Raw genomic sequence first — 20,172 nt, forward strand, 5'->3', positions numbered from 1 at the left:
ATGAGCGAGGCTGAAGCCGCCTTGGGTGTAACCGTCGCCTACCTCAGGGGTGCCCTGGACATCGGCGTTATCGATGTGGCAGCGGTGATTCAATGGGCGGATGCGACATTGGCGACACTGCAGCACCCTCCGTATGCGCTGATAGAACTCGCGCTCATGACCAGGTCGAGTCGCGAGGAGGTCATGTGGCAGCTATTGCAAGTCGCCGCGCCGGCCATGGCCGAAGACGAAATGCTGCCTTATGTGCTGTCGGTTGCGCACAGCCGACTTCTCCGCGACCCCGCCTTCGGGCGACGCCTGGCCGAGGGCATCTATCGCCTATGGGTCCGGTCAGGCTACGACTTACCCGGCACCCTGCAGGCGTGCGGGTATTTTGATGATGCGTACGGCCTGGCGGATAGCGGGGTGCATGGGCATGCCGAAGCCATCGACCGCGAGCTACTCGAATTCACGCAACACTTTGCCGGCCTCGACTGGCAAGCCATCAAAGCGCCTTAGACAAAAACACCCGGCTGCTGCCCGCAGGCATGCACGGTACCTCGCCAAACCGCACCCACCCTTGCTTCTGGTAAAACGCCGGTGCCTGAAAACTGAGGGTGTACAGCACCGCACTCAAGCAACCCCGGCGCCGGGCTTCGTCTTCAAAGGCTTGCAGCAATTGGCTGCCCAGGCCCGAGCCGCGCAGGGCATCGGGCAAGTGGAACAGGTCGAGAAAGGCCATGCCCAAGGAGGTTTTGCCGGTGATGCCGCCGAGGATCTGCCGGGTGTCCGGATCTCTGACCAGCACCGTCAGTGGCTGGCGGTCGTTGGCACCGGTGATCGCTTCATTGAACGCGGCGAGACCATTGCCGAGCAGGCGCTCGGCGTCGGGGTTGGGCTGGTCGCTGATTTCAATACGCAAAGCAGTCATCACCGCAAACTCCCTTGGTTAGAGCGCCATCACCATCTCATGCCACGCCATCCCGCCATGGTCAGAAGGCGAAGGCTGCACATAGCTGTAACCCATGCGCGTGTACAACGGCACATGCTGCTCCTTGCACATCAAGTGAATCGTCTGCTTGCCCATGGCCTGCATGCGTTGCACAAACTCGGTCATCAAGAGCTTGGAATAGCCCTTGCCCTGCTGCGCCGGGTCAACCACCACCGACATGATCACCACATTCGGCGCCTCGCCCGAATGCCCCACCAACTCCTTGAACGCCTCGTCCGACATTACCACCTGATGGGCGCAGCCAGAGTTGATAAAACCCACCACCTCGCCATCCGCCTCCAGGATCAAAAAGCCTTCGGGGTACTGCGCAATGCGCGTAGCGATTTTCTCCAGGGTCGCGGCCTCATCGCCTTCGTAAGCGCTGATTTCGATGTCAAAGCAGCGCGCGGCATCGGCGGGGAGGGCGTTACGGAAGGTGAGGGCAGGCATGGGGATTTCCTGGGATGTTAAGCGAAAGGCCACATCATAAAGAAACATCAACTGCCTGACACGGATTGTGGCGAGCGGGCTTGCCCCGCGTTGGGCTGCGAAGCAGCCCCAGTCAAAACAAACGCGGTACGCCAGGCAAATTGAGGGACTGGTTTCGGGGCTGCTGCGCAACCCAACGCGGGGCAAGCCCGCTCACCACAAAAAAAGGTGGGCTTGAACCGACCGCCGAAAACCAGAAAACCCGCCGAAGCGGGTTTTCTCACAACTCACCTTTCATCAAGCCACAGCAGGCACATCAAACCCGCGCTTCTCAATCACCGAAAACACATCTGCCACATCCTGCACCATGATCCTGGCGGTATTGGCGACGGTATTGATGTCGTGCTCGGCATAGTCGGACACATTGGAGCAGGCCATCAGGTGCAGGTAGGCGAGGGCGGCGTTGAGTCGTTCGCTGGCGCAAGCGTGGAGCTCGCTGAGCGGGGCGTCGCTGTCGATGAGGAGGACAGGGTATTCGGTTGCGGTTTGGGACATGGGGGTGAAGCGGCGGGGCGGGTGTTGAGTAGTCATGGTAATAGTCCTTAAAAAAGAAAAATTGCCACCTTATGCTGCGAAACAAATGGGTGGCAGCTGTGCGCGGGTTCGCAGACCGGGGGACTATTACCATAACCCGGCAGACCCGAAGGCCTCCCACGCACAACCGCCATAAAACGAGAGGCAGCCGTGAATCGACTGCGTCGGGTTTGACGGTACTGGTAATAGTTTTAGGGCTGCGAAACCCTGTCGCTGACCTGGGTCGACGACGGGCCGAACTATAATGCGACACTGGTTAGGGCGCAACCCGGAGGATATGTCACACCTCGAGCCATCAATTTCACCCATCCATCATTTAGGAAATCTTGGCTGGATCGCGGACGTGCTCATCCATTTGCGCTCTATTTAGTCAGTCTTTTTCTTCGACGTTTGTCAGCAAGATTGCGCACATTATTGGCGGAATGTGGCTGGTTGATTACTAGCGCTACCGGGCGAAAATAGCCGAGGGTTCGTCAACGTTAACGGCCGCAAACGGCCAAAAGCAGTCTTCGCACTCACTGCATGCAAACGCTGCCATACCCGATTCAATTCTTTGTGATTTTTATGGCAGCTTGGCGTAGCTGATGGTATTTGGCGTCTACTGTTTGAGCGTTTCGCTTACCGAGGTCTGCTGTAGGCGTTCGAGATGTCTCTGGTGCGCACCATGCTGCGATACCAGCCAGCAGCGTGCAGACACAGGCGATTCCACCTACGATCAGCGGGATGTTGGCTGTGCCAGGGCCTGCGATCAGGGCAAACAAAGCGGGTAGCATCGCAGTGATGAACAGCCCGCTATTCTGCGAAATGGCCATCCCAGATACCCGGTAGCGCGTTTCAAATTGCTCTGGGAAGAAAGATGGGAACACCGCGTTGTAGCCTTGGTAGATTATTCCCCACATCAGCAATGATGCAGCGAAAGCAAGCGGCAGGTTATGCACGCTTATTGCGTAGAGATATGCAAAGGACATCAGCCCGCAACCAAAGGCGCTTGCAATGATCAGCGGTCGGCGACCGATCTTGTCAGAGAGATTGCCTACAAAAGGAATACAGAGCACGGCCACGATGTTGCCAACTACAGGAATCCAAAGGTAAACACTTTTATCGAAGCCGATGCCGTATGCAGGTTGCACAGCGTAAGCCGCTCCGAACACAGTCGTAATGACCGGAATGACGTTCATCAACGAAACGCCCACCACAATCAGCATACCTCTCCAGCTGTATTTGAAGGCGCCAACTATCGGCGATTCCAGTTTTTCAGCCTTGAGTGTTTGTTCTACGAATGCTGGGGGCTCCTCAACCTCCCTGCGAATGATAAACCCAGCGATCAGCACTACCGCGCTGAGAAGAAATGGAATACGCCAGCCCCAGCTGTTGAAGGCTTCATCGGACATGAAATAGGCCAGAGGCAGGAAGATTGCTGCGGCAAAAACCTGGCCTGCTTGCACCCCTTGAAGCGTGTAGCTACCGAAGTATCCCCGTCTGCCTTGCGGCGAATGCTCCAGGATCATAGAGCTGGCCCCTGATATCTCCCCCGCTACAGCAAACCCCTGAACCAGTCGCAGCACCACGAGCATGGTGGGTGCCCAGATACCAATTTGTTGGTAAGTTGGTAGCAGGCCAACCGCCAAGGTTGCGAATCCCATCAGGAACATACACACCAGCAGTACGTTCTTGCGGCCACGGGTGTCCCCCCAATGACCTAAGAAGAATGCGCCGATAGGGCGAGCGATGTATCCAACCCCGTATGTTGCCATAGCCGCAACGATGGCGATCTTAGGGTCGGTTGAGGGGAAGAAGATCTGTGGAAAAATCAACGCTGCTGCTTGGGCATAGATGAAAAAGTCGTAGTACTCCAAAGCAGAGCCGATCCAACCACTCGCCGTTGCTTTCTTGGCTTGCTTGGAACGGTGCTGTTCTATCTCTGTTGCTGTGGTCATCTGAATACTCCAGTTATTGTTTTTATAGATCTGGCAGAGCAGGAGAAACCGCCTCTGATGCATGTAAGGCAGGGTATGGCCAGGAGCCATGCATTGAACTTAAATTGGGTCGATTTCGATGATCGAACCGCTTCTTGCGGCCTCTGAGATTGCCTCAGTGATGATGAGATTCCGTAGTCCGTCGCGCACGGAGACCAGAGGCAGTTCCGTGCCCCGTATGACGTTGCAGAAGTGATCCAGTTGGATTTCAAGCGGGTCTTTTCGGTTAATGCTGGCGACCCCCGTACGAAAGGGTTTCCACCATGACCGATCTTTGGGGGCTGCGTAGTATTTGAGGCGCATTGTTGGAACTGACAGCGAGCCATTTTTCCCACTGATGACATAGCAATCCTCATCCTCGTAGGACGGATAGCTCGTATTCTCCTGTGATGTTTGTTCCCAGCTGCGGGCGCACCCAGCGCTGTCGGAAAGCAGGAATGAACCTAGCGCGCCATTCTCAAAGCGCAGGCCGATACACACGGTATCTTCAACAGGAAATCCACGTGCGGCATTGGATTGCATCGCCTGGACAGCAACAATTTCGCCGCATAGTGAACGCAGGTTGCCGATCTCATGGATCATATTGATCAGGATGGGGCCACCGCCTTCCTGGCGTCGCCATACAGCAGAATCGAAATAGTCATCCGGTTTGTAGAACAAAGCGCTGCCCTGTACAGCAACGAGATCTCCCAGGATATCGTCACGTATGACCTCGCGAGCCCTCGCAAGTATTGGGCTGTGCGCACGATGATGCCCTACAAGCAGCTTGGCGCCAGTGGCGTCAGCGACCGCGAGTAACCGCTTGCCTTCCTCAACGTTGTGCGCCACCGGTTTCTCGATTAGAGCGGCAACACCAACCTTAATGCATTGCAAGGTCTGTTCGACATGTAGCGCGTTTGGGGTAGCGAGTATGACACCATCAGGCTTGTCCTCGGCGAAGCAGGTAGCAAGGCTTGAATACTGGCAGACCCCAAGTGAATCCAGGTAGGCGGTATCAATTTCGAACGGATCGATAACTGATGCTAGTTCACAGGAAGAATTCGCCCGGATGAGTTCAATATGGCGTCGACCGATGAGGCCGGCACCGGCTACCGCAATTCTGATTTTGGACATGCTTTAATCTTCGCAAACGTTATTGTTTTAAATCTCGACGTGATAAAGGTCGTGATTCGATCTGCTAGGATCAAGGCTACTATCAACCGGTAGGGCTATAATTGGGCCATATGGAAAATAAGAATTCTCCCATAGTGAACAATGATCCCTTCCTCAGGGATTTGCTTCTGTTCTCCGTTATCGCGAAACGTGGCAGTTTTATCGCAGCCGGGACCGAACTCGGAATCTCTCCCGCCCATGTCAGCAAGCGCGTGTTGGCGCTGGAGGAAACGCTGGGTTGTAAGCTTTTTAACCGTACAACCAGGCGTGTTTCGATCACTAAAGATGGCGAGACAATGCTCGTTTGGGCGCAAACGATCATGGATAACGTCAATGGGATGCTTGAGACATCACTGGGTGATCGTATCGAGCCTAAGGGAATGCTGCGTATCAGTACCAGCCAGCGACTGGGTCGATTTCACATCGCCCCAGTGCTTGCATTGCTTCGCAAACGCTACCCGAAGCTAGAGGTATGGCTGGAGTTAGTTGACCGTCGAACTGACCTCATTGGCGAGCAGTTCGACATCGACATCCGAGTTGGAGAAGTTAACGAACAGAATCTGATTGTCCACAAGATCGCGGATAGTCAGAGGATTCTCTGTGCTGCACCGAGCTACCTGAAGGAAAGAGGCAATCCAGCAGCCCTAAACGATCTTCAACGCCACGATTGTCTGCTTTTTCGCGGTAGGGATCAGAGCTTTGGCGTATGGCGCTTAGAGGGGCCTAATGGCCTTGAGTCGGTGAAGGTCACAGGGCCAATGGCGTCTAACCACAGCGATATCGTCCGAGAATGGGCACATGAAGGTTTCGGAGTCATCATGGCATCGACCTGGGACGTTGCGCCGAGCATAAGAAACGGGAAGCTTGCCCGCATTTTGCCTGCTTATTTTCAGCCAGCAGACGTGTCCGCAGTGACCACGATTCGGGCTTCTGGGTCGATGAAAATCAGGGTATGTCTGGAGTTTCTAAGCGCGCACTTAAGCTCAGGGCCTTACGCATTGCGAAATAAATAGTTGACTCACCTGGCACTTTTTCTTCGGTACGACCTGTAGCCGATTTCGAATTCATAGCCGGTGAAGTAATAGCTGATGCCCTAGTGGTCGCATTCGGCCAACTTACGACCGGCAGCTTTTGGCCGCAAGCTGCCAGTCGCGAACGGCAGCCATCGCCAAAACCGAACCTTGCCCCCACTTGCTAAGAGAACGGGATCAGTAGTCAGCCCCTAGCAACCACTGGCTTTCAATTCAACATGCCTATGGCCCCGCCCAAGGTGCTGATTATCCTATCGATGACCCGGGACGGTCTCATGGCCAACTAACGCCGACCGAATCCGATGCCCGAACACGCTCAACTCGGCCAAGCGTGCTCAAAAACTGCACAGGCATCCACTCGCTCACACTGCTAATCTGCGGCCTTTACGCTTGTCACGTGAGTCGCAAAAAGGACGGTTTACATCGCCATGGACATTCAACTTATCAAGCAACGCCTGGCCCGCCCTGCAGTGAAGTTCGTTGCTGGCGGCTTTCGTCCCTCTGGCACCGATGAAGAAAGCTGGCTGGGCCATGTCTTTCTGTTCCGACCTGATGAAGGCGTGCCGACCAATCAGGCGGGGCAGCCATTGCTTCCCTATGCGCAATTTTTTCTGCCCGCCATGCCCTTCAGCAGTCCCCTGCTGGAAGGGGTTCGTGTGTTGACGGTGTTTATTTCAAATCCGCTTCCCGAGCCCTTTGAGCCGATGGGGAACAACTGGGTTATCCGTGAATATGCGGCGGATGATGTGTTGGTTCGCAAGGCGCTGCGGGTGGACGGTTCATTTCTCAAACCCTTCCCACTCAACGCGCAAGCGGTGCCGGAGGACTTTCCACTGTGGGATGGCGGCGGTGTGCCGGCCGACCTTGAGCAAGCCATACTTACGCTGGTACGCGCGGGCGAGGTGCCCAGCTACTACGACCTGGTCACTCACACCTACGAACACAAGATCGGCGGTTACCCCTCGTTCTGCCAGTCGGGTGTTGACCCGGGTGAAGGCTTCGAGTTTGTGTTCCAGATTTCGTCCGACGCGAAGATCAATCTGAACGTCGTCCACAGCGGGAGCCTGATGTTCTGGAAGCACATCGAAACCGGTGAATGGGCACTTTATTATGATTTTTACTAAGGTTTTGCGAGCCCTCGATGACTGACTACCGTGGATTGATTCTTGACGACACCCGTGAAGGCGCCTCCGAGCAGGCCATCTCGCACCTGGAGGCGCTGCTCGGTGCGCGCCTGCCGGACGATTACCGGCAGTTTCTCAAGGTGTGCAACGGCGGCACCGTGGATTACGACGTGCTGGCCACTATGAGTAATGGCGATAAGGAGTTGCTGAGCTTTTCGCTGTATGGGCTGCAGCCCGGCGAAGGCTATGAATCCAACCCTTATGAACTGGAGCAACTGCGCAAGCAACCTGGCTTCCCGGCTACGGGGGTGTTACCGATCGGCCGCGATGGCGGTGCGAGCCTGTTGCTGCTCGACCTGCGCGAGGGGCGTCAGGAGGTGGGCGCGATGGTCGCGGGTTTACCCGCATGGACGGGGCGTCGCCAGCAAGGCGATGAGTACGTGGTGTTGGCGGACGGCTTCAATGCCTACCTGGACATGCTGCACCTGTCGCAGGAACGGATTGCCGAGCATATCAATCACTTCGTCATCAGCGCGGATACGATCGAGGCGACACTGGCGTGGCTGGATCAAGGCAGCCCGGGTTGGCGCGAGCGCTATCGGGACGTCTGGAATGCACGGGTTGTGGACAGGCCGATCTGATACAAGCATGCGGGCGAAGCGGGCGCTTTGAATCCCCTATCCAGGCGCTGCGCATGGAGCTTCTTGAAGGAAGTTTGTCAGCGCGGCCTGATGATTGCCGGTATCGAACAGGGCAGATGGAATTACCGTGATAGGTGAAAATGTCGTCGAGCTTATTGAATAGGTTTGTTGCCTGCAAATGCCCTGATTGTTGATGAGTGTGAAGTCAAACTTGAACAGTTCGGGCGCGGTTCACACCCTGAACGCACAGGGTTGCTATCGAGCGCCAACACTACCGAACGGGCCAACTATTTTTCTGACCATCACGGGCATCTATAACAGTGAGACGGTATGAATAATCAACTCGCCATTTTGATCAGCGACTACCAGGCAAGCGTCGGCGTTGCAGTAGCCATGATGCAGCGGTCTGGCATCCCGCTGCCCGCGACGAATATGGATTGGGTGGTAAATAACATTCCTCAGCACGGCGAGCTTGAAGGCGGCATTCGTTACTTCAAGCACGGCTACGGCTGCGCGGTCAGCCTCCCCACGGGCACGGTGGACTTCGACTTCGGGGCCCACGGTGAGATCGATGGCTTCGACGTGTGGCGACTTGCTGATTTTGCAGGCGACAAGTTGTCGGCGTACGGTTTTGCTGATGAGGATGCACTCAAAACGTGCTTTGACGCAGAGGTGGCGGCCGGTGCTCTTATGTATTGCGGGTACATCCTTTACTACTTGGCGGATGCCACCTGACAACTCATGTCGACACAGTCCATTTTAAGTTCTCAGACAAAGCGTCGCAGACTTCACCTGGCCTGCCGCGTGTCGTTCTACGCCGCTTATAACCTTGCAGTGCGATGGTCAGCTTCAGTTAAAGGCAACTGGGCGGGCAAATACGTTCAATGCCCACCCACGTCATGCCTCAGAGAACGACTGATTGATCAGAGGACAACAGCTTCCTGACTTCGGCAATGATCAAATCGATATTGAAGGGCTTTGGCAACACAACATCAAACAAGTCCGATCGCTGCATGCCAATGTGCGCCTGAGCGCCGCTCATCAAAATGATCGGTAAATGATTAGCTGAAGGAAGGGCGCGGACAGCGGTGGCGAACTCCTGGCCGTCCATCACCGGCATCATGAAGTCGGTAATGATCAGGGCAGGGCGTTCTCTGTCCAGCACCTCGAGTGCTTTTCGGCCGTTGCTGGCCGTTACCACCATGAACCCCTCATCCTCCAGCGCGAAGCTGAGAATATCAGCGATCAAATACTCGTCGTCGACGACCAGAATGGTGGTCATGTTAGTTCAACCCACTCGAAAGCTTAAGAAATTGAACCAGGTGATGACTCAGTGATAACTGAAGGTTCATGTCTTGAAGCCTTTCTCAGAAAAACATTTTGATCTTGGATGACGACCTCAAATCGCGAGGGGTCATAAGCGCTATCTCGTACCTTAAGAATGGATAACGTCCTGCTTAGTTCAGCCCGATTCTCAGAGAACCGCATCAGCATCAGGTTATCGACGATGCTGGACAGGTCAGAGCTCGGTGCGCTGATCTCGGAGCCAAACAGATCGCGCATTTCCCAGGATGCAAATACCGTCACGCCCCTGGACCGCAGCTCGTTCATCAGGGCGCTGAAGAAGTCAGTAATCCGCGCCGGATTTGTCGAGACTCGCGTCATGCCACTGAGGCTATCGATGAACAGGCGCTTGATGCCCTTTTCCTCAACGATGCTCAGCAGTCGTGCGCCCAGCCCATCCAGCAGGCCTTCGGTGGTTGGCTGCCAGGCAATGCTCAGCGCGCCGCTGTCTTCCATGGCTTTGATATCGATACCCAGTGATTGGCCCTTGAGCCGCAACCGTTGTGGGCTCTCGTAGAAGCCAAAATGCAGCCCTGGCATATCCACCGTCGACTCGGACAGAAACTTCAGACCCAGCGTCGTTTTACCAATCCCGGAGGGCCCTATGACAAGAGACACACTGGAACTGTAAAGGCCTCCGCCCAAGATGCCATCCAGTGAATCAACGCCACTGGCGATGCGCGTCATGTCGGCGCTGTCGGGGGCGGACGGGTGGCTGTAAAGACTTTCGAGGCGGGGATAAACCACCAAGCCATGCTCGGTAATTTCGCACTCATGAAGACCGGTCATTGCTCCGCTGCCACGGGTTTTACGCAGGTGGATACGACGCGCCGAGCGAGTGCCATACAGCTCTTCGCCCATCTCGATGACGCCATCCACCATGGTGTGCTCAGGGCTTCCGTCATCAAGTCGGGAGCTGGTCAGAAACAGCACCGTGCAACCGGCGAAGGCGGCGTGCCCTTGCAGTTCTGAAATGAATTTTTTGGTGTCTATGGGCGAGTCGGCTTTAGAGCGCGCGTTGAGCAGCCCGTCTACTACCATCACCGTGGCTTTCTGGCGGCTTATCTCACGCCGAAGCAGCTTGACGACTTCATCCAGACCGTCGTTTTCCAGCGTGTCGAAGGCGCTGACAAATTGAATTTCGGCACCGACTTTGGATGAATCAAAAAAGCTCAACGTAGAAAGAAATTGAAAAAGACGGTCATGTGACTCTGCCAGCAGCGTGGCGACCAGAACCCGGCCCCCATTGTTCGCGTGATGGAACCCAAGCTGATTGGCAAGGATCGTTTTTCCAGACCCTGGGCGTCCTTGAATAATATATGAAGCACCCTCGACCAATCCGCCCTTGAGCAGAGCATCGAGCCCTTCTATTCCGCTTTGAAGGCGTTTTAGCTTTTCCACAATGCGACCCTGATCCGAAAAACAATCTGTTTAAACCAAGCTGATGGAGGGAATGCTACTCCATTTCGGCTCGGGAGCCATTAGGGTTAAATGGAAAGTTGTCGCGCCAGTCGCCGTTGTTATGTCGCAAGAACCCCTCACGAGTGGCAACTTATGGCCCAAAGCGGACTAAGCAGCCGGCTGCGTTTCAGCGGCGTTGCCAGACTGAACCACCCATCGGATCGAACTAAGGTCATCGTTGGCCACCACCCCTCAACGCACTAATCAAACGCCACGCAAGCGCACTTGCACAGCCTTCATTCCTGCAGCCCCGGCCGAAACGAAAAAACCACCCATACCGCAGCCGCAAAGCCACGATAGGGATGGTCCATTCAGTGCTCTAAAAATACTTCAGCCTTTTACCTCAAACCCCGCCCACCAACTTGCCCCCCTCCATGCGTCGCTTATACGCACTGTCGCGACTCGCCAACCAAAAATACAACGGCGACGTCACCACCAACCCCACCACCCAGGACAAATCCGCGCCATTGATGTGTGCGGAAATCGGTCCTACATACAGCGGCGTATTCATAAACGGAATCTGCACTGCAATCCCGATGGCATACGCCAGCAGCGCCTGTGGGTTGTACTTGCCGTAGATCCCGCCATCCACGCGGAAGATCGAGGCGATGTCGTACTTGCCTTTGTGAATCGCATAGAAGTCGATCAGGTTGATCGCCGTCCACGGCACCAGTACCACCAGCAACACCAGCACCATGTCGACAAAGTGGCCGATGAAGTCTTTGGAGGCAAACACCGCCGCCATCGCGCAGGCAGCGAGGACAAGAATCGAGATCACCGCACGGCTTTTGGCGGTAGGAATCCAGCGATACGCAAAGGTCTGCACCAAGGTGATGATCGACAGCACCGCGCCGTAGAGGTTAAGGGCGTTGTGGCTGATCACGCTGAGCAAAAACAGCACCAGCATCAGTGGGCCGATGGCGCCGGTGGCGAGTTTGACGGCGTCCATGGTGTCCATGCCAACCGGGGTGGCGAGCACGGCGACGGCGCCGAAGATGAAGGCCAGGCTGGAGCCAAGGGCAGAGCCCAGGTAGGTGGTCCAGAAGGTGGACGCCACGGGGACGTCGGCCGGCAGATAACGGGAGTAGTCCGACACGTAGGGTGCGAAGGCGATTTGCCAAAGCGCCGCGAGGGACACGGTGGCCAGCCAGCCGGAAATGTTGAAGCTGCCACGGGTCAGAAAGTCCGTGGTTTGCACGTGGGTGAAGATGTAGCCGAAGCCCAGCACGATGCCGGCGCCGAGCACCCAGGTGCCGATGCGGTTGAGCACGTGGATGAAGCGGTAGCCGATGATGCCGATGATGCCCGACCCGATGGCGCCGATGACGATGCCGACCGGCACGGGCACGCTGTCGACCACGCCGTGCAGGGATTTACCGGCCAGCACGATGTTGGAGGCGAAGAAGCCGATGTACATGACGCCGGCGATCACCACCACCAGCAGTGCGCCGAGGGAGCCGAACTGGGCGCGGCTCTGGATCATTTGCGGGATGCCCATCTGCGGGCCTTGGGCTGAGTGCAACGCCATCAGCACGCCGCCGACCAAGTGGCCGACGAGAATGGCGACGATGCCCCACACCAGGTTCAAGTGAAACAGTTGCACACCCAGCGCGCCGGTGACGATGGGCAACGGCGCGATGTTGCCGCCGAACCACAGGGTGAACAGGTCTCTTACCTTTCCATGGCGATCTTCCGGAGGCACGTATCCAATCGTGTGTTTTTCGATAAGCGGGGCGCAGGATGCTGCAGTGGTAACCATGACGAGCTCCAAGGCAAGGTGAGTACGTTGACGTACTTCGCTGTGCGACGCGTGGGCGACGCTTTGTTGTTGGAGTGATCATCTGCAATGGGCGCAGGGAGGTAAATTAGTAAGTTTGTTGCTATAGACCTTAAAAAAAGTATCTCGCCGGATTTTTTGCTCGGGTATGTTGCAGGGGCTTGAAGCCGTGCGAAAAAGCCGATTTTCGCGCACTTGTTTGGGGTGAAGTCCCACGTTTCTGGAGGTCCCGATGGCTGCCTATAACCTGCGCCAGCTCAGATATTTTGTGACCACGGCCGAGTGCGGCAGCGTCGCCGAGGCCTCGCGCAAGCTGTATATCGCGCAGCCGTCGGTCTCCACCGCGATCAAGCAGCTGGAAGACAGCTTTGGCGTGCAGTTGTTTATTCGCCATCACGCCCAGGGTGTTTCACTCACGCCCAGCGGCGCGCGGTTTTATCGCAAGGCGCTGGAGCTGTTGCGGGTCGCGCATGAGTTCGAGCAGAACGCCTTGGCCGACAATGATGTGGTGGCGGGGCAGATCGACATCGGCTGCTTTGAAACGGTGGCGCCGTTGTACCTGCCGCGTTTGATCGCGGGCTTCAAGGCGCGCTGGCCCGGGGTGGAAATCCGTATTCGTGATGGCGAGCAGCAAGAGCTGGTGCAGGCCCTGACGGCGGGCAGTATCGATGTAGCGATGCTGTTCGAGCATGACCTGGGCGGCACGATTGAAACCACGCCGCTGATGCCGCCGCAACAGCCGTATGCCTTGCTGCCGGCGGATCACCGTTTTGCGCAGCAGGCCAGGGTATCGCTGGCGGACCTGGTGCTGGAGCCCATGATCTTGCTGGATGTGCTGCCCAGCCGTACCTACTTCGTGAGCATCTTTGAAGAGCGCGGGCTGACGCCCAATATCGTGTTCAGCTCGCCGTCGATCGAGATGGTGCGGGGCATGGTGGGCCGGGGGTTCGGGTTTTCGATTCTGGTGACCAAACCCTTTACCGAATACACCTACGATGGCCAGAAGGTGGTGTGTGTGCCGTTGGCGGAGACGGTGACCGGCTCAGGGTTATCGGCAGTCTGGCTGCGTCGCGCGCCGCTGACCAAGCCGGTGCAACTGTTCGTGGACTACTGCCGCGAAGAGCTCGCGCGGCTGCTGGCTTAGTACGGCGACGTTTCTGCGCCCAGGCGCGCCTCCAATTGCGCCAGGGTCGGCGCGCCTCGGTGCCCGCCAAACACTTCGCATTTGATCGCCGCAGCAACGCTCGCGGCGCGCACGCGCTCGGCCAGCGTCCAGCCGTGCGCCAGGCCGTACGCATAGGTGCCATGCCAGACATCCCCGGCGTTGAGCGTGTCGATTGCGCGAATGTGGGGTGTCGTGAAGTGCTGCACCGCAGTGCTCGACCCTTCGCGCTGCCAGATCAGCGAGCCGCGTTCGCCCAGGGTGACGCCGATCACCTTGGCTTTGCAGCGCGACGCCAGGGCCAATAACGCCTCTTCGGGCGGGACGTTGCCAGCCAGCAACTGCAAGGCCGGTTCGGAAAACAGCACATGATCTGCCAGGGGGATCAGCGCGTTAAGGTCTTCCACGGCGGCGACGTCGGCATCCAGCAGGGTTGGCACGCCCAGCCGCCGGGCGGCGCTGAACGCTGCGTGAGCCCCTTGCAGCCAGCGCATGTCGGCCATTACCGCCGCCGCGCCCGCGATGTCCTCGAGTGGCAGCCAGGCGGCGTCGGCTTCCAGTGCGGGGTCGATGAACGGCACGACGAGCCGCTCGCCGTCACGGTCCACCAGGATGGTCGAGAACGGCGTGCGCCCTCCAGGCACTTGGCGAATCCATGCGGTGCAGACGCCGGACTGGCTCAGGTCCTCAATGAGCATCGTGCCGGTGGCGTCGTCGCCGATACGCGCCCACAGGGCAACCGGGCCACCCAGGCGCGCAATGCTTACCGCGGCGGCGGTGGCCATGCCTGACGCGGCCTGGACCGCCTGGCGGGGGAGAATCTTGGTACCGCGCGACGGGATGTGATCGACGCTGAAAATGGTGTCCCACAGCGCGCAACCCACGCAGATGACACGGTTATCCGCCATGGCGCGGTTCTCCCGGCAGTGTCGCCTGCGGGGTATCGAGCGCGCGGATTCGGGCGCGAAAGTGTTCGGTGCCCGCGACGATTTTATCGAGCACGGCGTCCAGGGCCCAATGGCGTTCGCGCACGTCGTAGTCGATCACCCGGCAACGTATGGACGCAAAGGTGCCGATCCGCTGGTGGTAGATTTTCGCCAGGGCCGGGTAGCCCATGCCTTCTGTGGTAGCCGCCAGCACCAGAAAGGTCGCGAGCTCTTGCGCCAGTAGCGGATGTTGTGCGCCATGCAGGCGCAGCCACCGATACAGGTCGGGGTGGAAGTTGGTAAACACGCCATTGAAGCCCGCGGCCCCGGCTTGCATGGCGTCCCAGGCGATCGCCGCATTGGCGTTGAGAATGCGCAGCGACGAGCCCTGCGCCAAGGCAACGCGCCGCTTGACCACTTGCAGGTCGCAGCTCACGTCCTTGAGCATGATGAAGCGCTGGCTGTCGATGCAGGCCTGCAGCTCCTCGTCACTGAGCAAGCGCCGGTAGGGTGCCGGGCACTCGTAGAGGCCCAAGGGCACGTCAGCGGGCAGGCGTTCGAGCAGGGTGTGCAGGTTATCGAGAAACACCTTGCTGCCCTGGCGTTGCGGGTCGAGGTGGTTGGTCACCAGCACCACTGCGTCGGCGCCACTGGCGGCCATCGCATTAAGCTCGTGCACCTGGGTGTCGAGGCAGTCGCTGATATGACCGGACACCGCCACCGGCACTCGCCCGGCCACTCGCTCAACCACATGCCGGGCAAGTTGGGTGCGCTCGTCGAGGCTGAGCCATTGCATCTCACTGGACTGCGCCACGGCGAACAACGCGTCGCAACCAAGGCCCAGGTACCACTCGATCAAGCGGTCGACGCCGGGGAAGTCGATGTGGCCAGTCTCGTCAAAGGGCGTGAGCATCACCGGCACGATGCCTTCGATGACAGGTTGGGCAGGGCGGGGCATAGAGGCGTCCTCTGGATGAATGTTCATGGGTGAGCCGCCACGGCGGTGACCGCGCAGGCTGGCGGGGTATCAGGGATGGGGTGGCGTACCAGGAACAGGTACGACAGGGCGCCGATCATGGCGATGGCGGCGCCGGTCAGCAGTGCGGGCACGAACGACCAGGTCTGGGCGATATAGCCGGTCATGATCGGCGCGAGTGCGCCGCCCAGGAAGCCACCGAAGTTCTGGATCGCCCCCAGTGAAGCCACGCGATTGGCTGGCGCGACGGCGGTGGCCAAAGACCAGGCGCACGCCGAGGACGCGTTGGCCAAAAAGATCACCACGCAAATGCAGGCCACGGCGATGACATTGCTCTCCACCAGCGCGGCCGGGATGGTGAAAATCACCATGCCCACCATCGCGACGACCATTGCGTTGCGGCGTCCCAGCACCGCGGTTTCGCTGCGCCTGGTGATGCGGTCGGACACCCAGCCGGCGACCAGCGCGCCGATAAACCCGCAGAGGAACGGAATGGCAGCGGCCACGCCGCTCATCTCCAGGCTCATGTGCCGGGCGCTGCGCAGGTAGCCGGGCAGCCAGGTCAGGTAGACCCAGTTCAAGTACACCGAGCCCATGAAGCCGAGCATCATGCCCCAGGTTGTCGCGTGGCAGAACAGTGCGCGCCAGTCAGCAAACGTGACCTTGGGAGTGGTGACGTGGGGTTCATCGCTGTACAGGTAGCGACGTTCCTCTTCGGTGAGCGTGTCCTTGACCGGGTCGCGATAGACCACCAGCCACACCACGGCGACCAACAGCCCGGCGGCGCCGGTGAGGTAGAACGCCCAGCGCCAGTCGAGTGCCGCGATCAGCGCCGAAAGGCACAGCGGGGCCAGTGCGATACCCAGCGGCGAGGCTGAGTTGAAGATGCCGGTGGGCGTGCCGCGTGAACGCAGTGGAAACCAGTTGCTCACCACCCGCGCGGCAGACGGGAATTGCGGCGACTCGCCGATCCCCAGCAGCACGCGGGCGAGCAAGAACCAGCCGAAGCTCGACATCAGGCCGCCAGCCGCCTGGGCCAGGGACCACAGCACCAGGCCGCCGCCCAGCAACCAGCGTGGCCCGATGCGGTCAACCAGGGCGCCGACGGGCAGTTGGCAAAGCGCATAGCTCCAGGAAAAAGCCGAGAGCAGGATGCCCATTTCGCCCAGCGACAGATCAAGATCGGCGCGCACAAATTCATTGGCAACGGCCAGCGTGCCGCGGTCCAGGTAGTTGATGATGCCGCTGAGCACCAGCAGGCTGAGGGCGAGGGTTTGCTGGCGCCGAATGCGCGGTGGCGCAACCGGGTGTGCAGGTGTCTGACTCATGATGGATGTCTCTTTTTATTGTTTTTGACAGCGTGCGCTGACCCGGCACGTTGGCCCGGCTTCCCGGCTGACGTGGCAGCACATGGCATTATGTAATCGTTTGTCATCCTGACAAAAATCGTCCCTGGGCCTTCGAATCGTTAACGCAGAGTGCCCAATATAAACAACGATGTTTAAAATGTTTATTTTTTGTCTAGCGCTTACATCCTAGGTTTTCAGTTTGCTGGCTGTCAACGATTCATTGACTGTGCCGAGGTGCCCGCTTAGGTTGTGCGTAACGCTTACTTTTTGACATGAAGCCACCTATGCCTGCTGCAACCACCACGCCCCGCGACACGCCTCATGCGCACATTACCCAGGAACCGGTGCTCGCCGATGTCGCCCGGATCGCCAATGTGTCCACCGCAACCGTTTCGCGCTATTTGAATGAGCCGCAACGCGTCAGTGAGAAAACCCGCGCCAAGGTACGCGCGGCCATCGACCAACTGGACTGGGTGCCCAACGCGGCGGCGCGTTCGTTGGTTTCCAGGCGCTCGTACACCATCGGTGTGATCGTGCCGACCCTGGAGCACGAGAAATTTCACCAGCAGTTGCAGGCGTTCCAGAACCGTTTGGGCGCTCAGGGGCTGGCGGTGTTTGTCGCCTGCTCGGCGTATGACCCGGGCGAAGGTTATCGTCAGGCCAGAGGCATGCTGGCGCGTGGCGTCGATGCGCTGGCACTGCTTGGGGATGATTACCCCGATGCGTTATTTGATCAGCTGGATGCCAAAGGCACGCCGTATGTGGTCACCTTTGGCAAGCGCGCCGGTGCGCGGCATCCCTGCGCCGGGTTTGACCATGGGCAGGCCTACGCAATGATTACCCGGCGCCTGCTGGCGCTGGGGCATCAGCGGTTTGGCATCATTTTCCAGTCGGTCACCGACAACGGCCGCATCCAGGCCCGGCTGCAGGCCGTGCACGCCACCCTGGCCGAGCAAGGGCTGGCCCTGCGGCCTCAGCATCAGGCCATTCGCGCCCAGAGCCTGAACGAGGGGCGCGTCGCGTTTGCCCGCTCCAGCCTCCAACACATCATGAGCCAACAACCGGCGCCCACCGCGATCATTTGCGGTAACGACATGCTTGCCATCGGCGCATTGCTGGAAGCCCAGGCGCTGGGCATTGCGGTGCCCGGTCAATTGTCCATTTGCGGGTTCGACGACATCGAGATCGCGGCCCACAGTCGGCCTGCCTTGACCACCGTTCAGGTGCCCGACCGGCAGATCGGCGAAATGGCCGCGCAGTACCTGATTGATCGTCTTGCCGGGCTTGCCTGTGAGGCGCCGCCGATGCTGGAGGTGCAACTCATTGAGCGCGAGTCGACGGGCTCGGCGCCTGGCCCCTGAATACACCCTTGAAGGTGAGAGGGGACTTGCTCTCCCTCACCGTTGAGGTGCGGGTTTGACAGCCCGGTGGCTCAGGCGCGAATCGAGTCCAGCATCCGTTGCAGCATGGCATCGCAGCCTTGCAACTGCGCCACACTGACAAACTCATCCGGCTTGTGCCCCTGGTCCATGCTCCCGGGCCCACACACCACCGTGGGAATACCCACCGCATCAAACAACCCGCCCTCAGTGCCGAACGCCACGGTGCCGAAATCCCGCGAACCGCTGAACGCGGCGATCAGCTCTGCTGCCTGGCTGCGCTCATCGGTCACCAGCCCCGGATACGCCGACAACTCGGTAAACCGGATCGCACTCTGCGCACTCACCGCCTGCATACGCGGCAGCACCTGCTGTTCGGCGTAGGCCCGCAGCGCTGACGCCACGTCGCCTGGGTCCTGCGACGGCAAGGCGCGAATCTCAAAATCAAACCGACAGTCTGCCGGCACGATATTCAGCGCCTTGCCACCCGAAATCACCCCGGTCTGCACCGTGCTGAACGGCGGATCAAACCGCGGGTCCTGCTGCTCGCGTAGTCGCTGGCCTATTCGCCCCAGCTCACCGATCAACTCGGCGGCATGCTCAATCGCATTCACGCCAGACGGCGCATACGCCGAATGGCAGGCCTCGCCATGCACATCACAGCGCATCGCCAATTTGCCTTTATGGCCGAGCACTGGTTTGAGTTCGGTGGGCTCGCCGATGATGCACAGCATCGGCTTCACCGGCCGCTGCTCCAGCACCGCCAGCAAAGAGCGCACGCCCAGGCAGCCGACTTCCTCGTCATAAGACAGGGCGATATGCACCGGCAGGCGCAAGTCGGCTTCCACCAACGCCGGCACCAGCGCCAGCACACAGGCGATGTACCCCTTCATGTCCGCCGTGCCGCGACCGAACAGCTTGCCGTCGCGCTCGGTCAACTCAAACGCCGGCACAGTCCACGGCTGGCCATCCACCGGCACTACATCGGTGTGCCCCGACAGCACAATGCCCGGCAGTTGCGTGGGGCCGACACTGGCAAACAGGTTGGCCTTGCTGCGCTGCGCGTTGTAGACCAGTTCGCTGGTCACCCCGAATTCGGCCAGGTAATCGCGCACGAACGCGATCAACTGCAAGTTCGATTCGCGGCTGGTGGTGTCAAAGCCCACCAGCGTCTGCAGCAATTGGCGGCTGGTGCTCATCGCTCGTCCCCGGCCACGCCGTAGCCGGGCGAGCGGTCGGGGGCGAGCGCGCGGTCGATGTAGTCCTGCACTTGTGGGCGGTAGGCGTCCCACAGTTTTTGCAGTTCGCCGATCGGCTGTTCATCGGTCCAGTCCACCCGCAAGTTGATGATCGGCCACGTCAGTTCGCCCACCACCACCAACGCGGCAGAGTGCACCGGGCCGGCTTCGCCACCGGCAGCGATGGCCGCGTGCATGGCGGCCAGCAGGCGGTCGGCGAGTTGGCCTTCGCCTTGCTCGAAGGCCGTGACCATCGCCTCGATCACCGCGCGGTCAGCGAGCATATTGCCCGCTGCCACGCATTGTTCGCCCGCCACCGCGTGGTGCGTGCCGAGGGTTTCGCTGCCGCTGAAATGCACGCTGCGGCCCAGATGATCAATCGCCGTCAATTGCCGGTACTGGCTGTAGCCGTTGCGGGTCAGGGCCTGGTCGACGGCCTCGGCCGGCGCGAGGCCTTGTTCGAGCAGGTCGAGCACGTCCGGGCCCAGGGCCGGCAGCGTGATGTTCTGGGTCGAGACCGCGCCCACACCGGGCCGCAGCCACGGGCAACGCGCGCCCACGGCGATACTCGATGAGCTGATGGCGATGCCCAGCTGGCCGGTGTCTGCGCAGCGCGCGACGATTGAAAAGGTCATGTGCGGCT

Annotated in this window: 20 protein-coding genes; 7 read left to right on the forward strand and 13 right to left on the reverse strand. The window is 59.1% G+C overall.

Features of this window, described 5'->3' with window-relative positions:
- Positions 1-498 carry a hypothetical protein gene (locus tag AB5I78_RS11740; protein WP_369303369.1) on the forward strand — a complete coding sequence of 166 codons (498 nt, stop codon included), beginning with the start codon at positions 1-3 and terminating at the stop codon, positions 496-498.
- Here AB5I78_RS11740 and AB5I78_RS11745 read toward each other — a convergent pair.
- The 5 genes from AB5I78_RS11745 to AB5I78_RS11765 all read right to left on the reverse strand — a co-directional run bounded on the left by AB5I78_RS11745 (position 485) and on the right by AB5I78_RS11765 (position 5,082).
- Positions 485-910 (reverse strand): GNAT family N-acetyltransferase, encoded by a 426-nt coding sequence (locus tag AB5I78_RS11745; RefSeq protein WP_369303370.1) that lies wholly within the window; start codon positions 908-910, stop codon positions 485-487. The genes AB5I78_RS11740 and AB5I78_RS11745 overlap by 14 nt on opposite strands.
- 18 nt (positions 911-928) lie before the next feature.
- Complete coding sequence (locus AB5I78_RS11750) at positions 929-1,420, reverse strand: GNAT family N-acetyltransferase (protein WP_369303371.1); 492 nt, start codon at positions 1,418-1,420, stop codon at positions 929-931.
- 276 nt (positions 1,421-1,696) lie between these two features.
- Complete coding sequence (locus tag AB5I78_RS11755) at positions 1,697-1,990, reverse strand: fructose-bisphosphate aldolase (protein WP_200625150.1); 294 nt, start codon at positions 1,988-1,990, stop codon at positions 1,697-1,699.
- A gap of 548 nt (positions 1,991-2,538) precedes the next feature.
- Positions 2,539-3,930, reverse strand: a complete 1,392-nt coding sequence (locus AB5I78_RS11760) for an MFS transporter (RefSeq protein WP_369303372.1) — start codon at positions 3,928-3,930, stop codon at positions 2,539-2,541.
- 99 nt (positions 3,931-4,029) lie between these two features.
- Positions 4,030-5,082, reverse strand: coding sequence for a Gfo/Idh/MocA family protein (locus tag AB5I78_RS11765; RefSeq protein WP_369303373.1), 1,053 nt, complete (start codon positions 5,080-5,082; stop codon positions 4,030-4,032).
- Between the two features lie 134 nt (positions 5,083-5,216).
- On the opposite strand from AB5I78_RS11765, the gene AB5I78_RS11770 reads away from it, so the two are divergent.
- The 4 genes from AB5I78_RS11770 to AB5I78_RS11785 all read left to right on the forward strand — a co-directional run bounded on the left by AB5I78_RS11770 (position 5,217) and on the right by AB5I78_RS11785 (position 8,652).
- Positions 5,217-6,134, forward strand: coding sequence for a LysR family transcriptional regulator (locus AB5I78_RS11770; protein WP_369303374.1), 918 nt, complete (start codon positions 5,217-5,219; stop codon positions 6,132-6,134).
- A 446-nt stretch (positions 6,135-6,580) separates the two neighbouring features.
- Complete coding sequence (locus AB5I78_RS11775; protein ID WP_369303375.1) at positions 6,581-7,276, forward strand: hypothetical protein; 696 nt, start codon at positions 6,581-6,583, stop codon at positions 7,274-7,276.
- A 17-nt stretch (positions 7,277-7,293) separates the two neighbouring features.
- Positions 7,294-7,917 carry an SMI1/KNR4 family protein gene (locus AB5I78_RS11780; protein ID WP_262209089.1) on the forward strand — a complete coding sequence of 208 codons (624 nt, stop codon included), beginning with the start codon at positions 7,294-7,296 and terminating at the stop codon, positions 7,915-7,917.
- A 330-nt stretch (positions 7,918-8,247) separates the two neighbouring features.
- Positions 8,248-8,652, forward strand: a complete 405-nt coding sequence (locus AB5I78_RS11785; RefSeq protein WP_369303376.1) for a hypothetical protein — start codon at positions 8,248-8,250, stop codon at positions 8,650-8,652.
- 169 nt (positions 8,653-8,821) lie between these two features.
- Here the strand turns inward: AB5I78_RS11785 and AB5I78_RS11790 are convergent, their stop codons facing one another.
- The 3 genes from AB5I78_RS11790 to AB5I78_RS11800 form a co-directional block, all read right to left on the reverse strand.
- Positions 8,822-9,199 (reverse strand): response regulator, encoded by a 378-nt coding sequence (locus tag AB5I78_RS11790; RefSeq protein WP_145165790.1) that lies wholly within the window; start codon positions 9,197-9,199, stop codon positions 8,822-8,824.
- A gap of 23 nt (positions 9,200-9,222) precedes the next feature.
- Positions 9,223-10,662, reverse strand: coding sequence for an ATPase domain-containing protein (locus AB5I78_RS11795; RefSeq protein WP_262209092.1), 1,440 nt, complete (start codon positions 10,660-10,662; stop codon positions 9,223-9,225).
- Between the two features lie 403 nt (positions 10,663-11,065).
- A complete protein-coding gene (locus AB5I78_RS11800) occupies positions 11,066-12,481 on the reverse strand; it encodes a cytosine permease (protein ID WP_262209094.1) in 1,416 nt (471 codons plus the stop codon).
- A 250-nt stretch (positions 12,482-12,731) separates the two neighbouring features.
- On the opposite strand from AB5I78_RS11800, the gene AB5I78_RS11805 reads away from it, so the two are divergent.
- Positions 12,732-13,643 (forward strand): LysR substrate-binding domain-containing protein, encoded by a 912-nt coding sequence (locus AB5I78_RS11805; RefSeq protein ID WP_145165787.1) that lies wholly within the window; start codon positions 12,732-12,734, stop codon positions 13,641-13,643.
- Here the strand turns inward: AB5I78_RS11805 and AB5I78_RS11810 are convergent.
- From AB5I78_RS11810 to AB5I78_RS11820, 3 genes are read right to left on the reverse strand one after another with little or no spacing between them, the layout of a single operon-like run.
- Positions 13,640-14,569 carry a PfkB family carbohydrate kinase gene (locus AB5I78_RS11810; protein ID WP_369303377.1) on the reverse strand — a complete coding sequence of 310 codons (930 nt, stop codon included), beginning with the start codon at positions 14,567-14,569 and terminating at the stop codon, positions 13,640-13,642. The two genes, AB5I78_RS11805 and AB5I78_RS11810, sit on opposite strands and share 4 nt — an antisense overlap.
- Positions 14,559-15,545 (reverse strand): dihydrodipicolinate synthase family protein, encoded by a 987-nt coding sequence (locus AB5I78_RS11815; RefSeq protein ID WP_369303378.1) that lies wholly within the window; start codon positions 15,543-15,545, stop codon positions 14,559-14,561. The genes AB5I78_RS11810 and AB5I78_RS11815 overlap by 11 nt, the downstream gene beginning before the upstream one ends.
- 23 nt (positions 15,546-15,568) lie before the next feature.
- Positions 15,569-16,891, reverse strand: coding sequence for an MFS transporter (locus tag AB5I78_RS11820; protein ID WP_179677771.1), 1,323 nt, complete (start codon positions 16,889-16,891; stop codon positions 15,569-15,571).
- 305 nt (positions 16,892-17,196) lie between these two features.
- Between AB5I78_RS11820 and AB5I78_RS11825 the strand changes: the two genes are divergently transcribed.
- Positions 17,197-18,273: a LacI family DNA-binding transcriptional regulator gene (locus AB5I78_RS11825; protein ID WP_369303379.1), complete on the forward strand. Its 1,077-nt coding sequence runs from the start codon at positions 17,197-17,199 to the stop codon at positions 18,271-18,273.
- 71 nt (positions 18,274-18,344) lie between these two features.
- Here AB5I78_RS11825 and argE read toward each other — a convergent pair whose 3' ends face one another.
- Positions 18,345-19,490: an acetylornithine deacetylase gene (gene argE / locus AB5I78_RS11830; protein ID WP_369303381.1), complete on the reverse strand. Its 1,146-nt coding sequence runs from the start codon at positions 19,488-19,490 to the stop codon at positions 18,345-18,347.
- Positions 19,487-20,164: a DUF1028 domain-containing protein gene (locus tag AB5I78_RS11835; RefSeq protein WP_369303382.1), complete on the reverse strand. Its 678-nt coding sequence runs from the start codon at positions 20,162-20,164 to the stop codon at positions 19,487-19,489. Before AB5I78_RS11835 ends, argE begins: the two co-directional genes overlap by 4 nt.
- Positions 20,165-20,172: the final 8 nt, after the last annotated feature.

It is taken from the genome of Pseudomonas sp. N2-3-1-14, assembly GCF_041228395.1.
Classification (GTDB): Bacteria; Pseudomonadota; Gammaproteobacteria; order Pseudomonadales; family Pseudomonadaceae; genus Aquipseudomonas.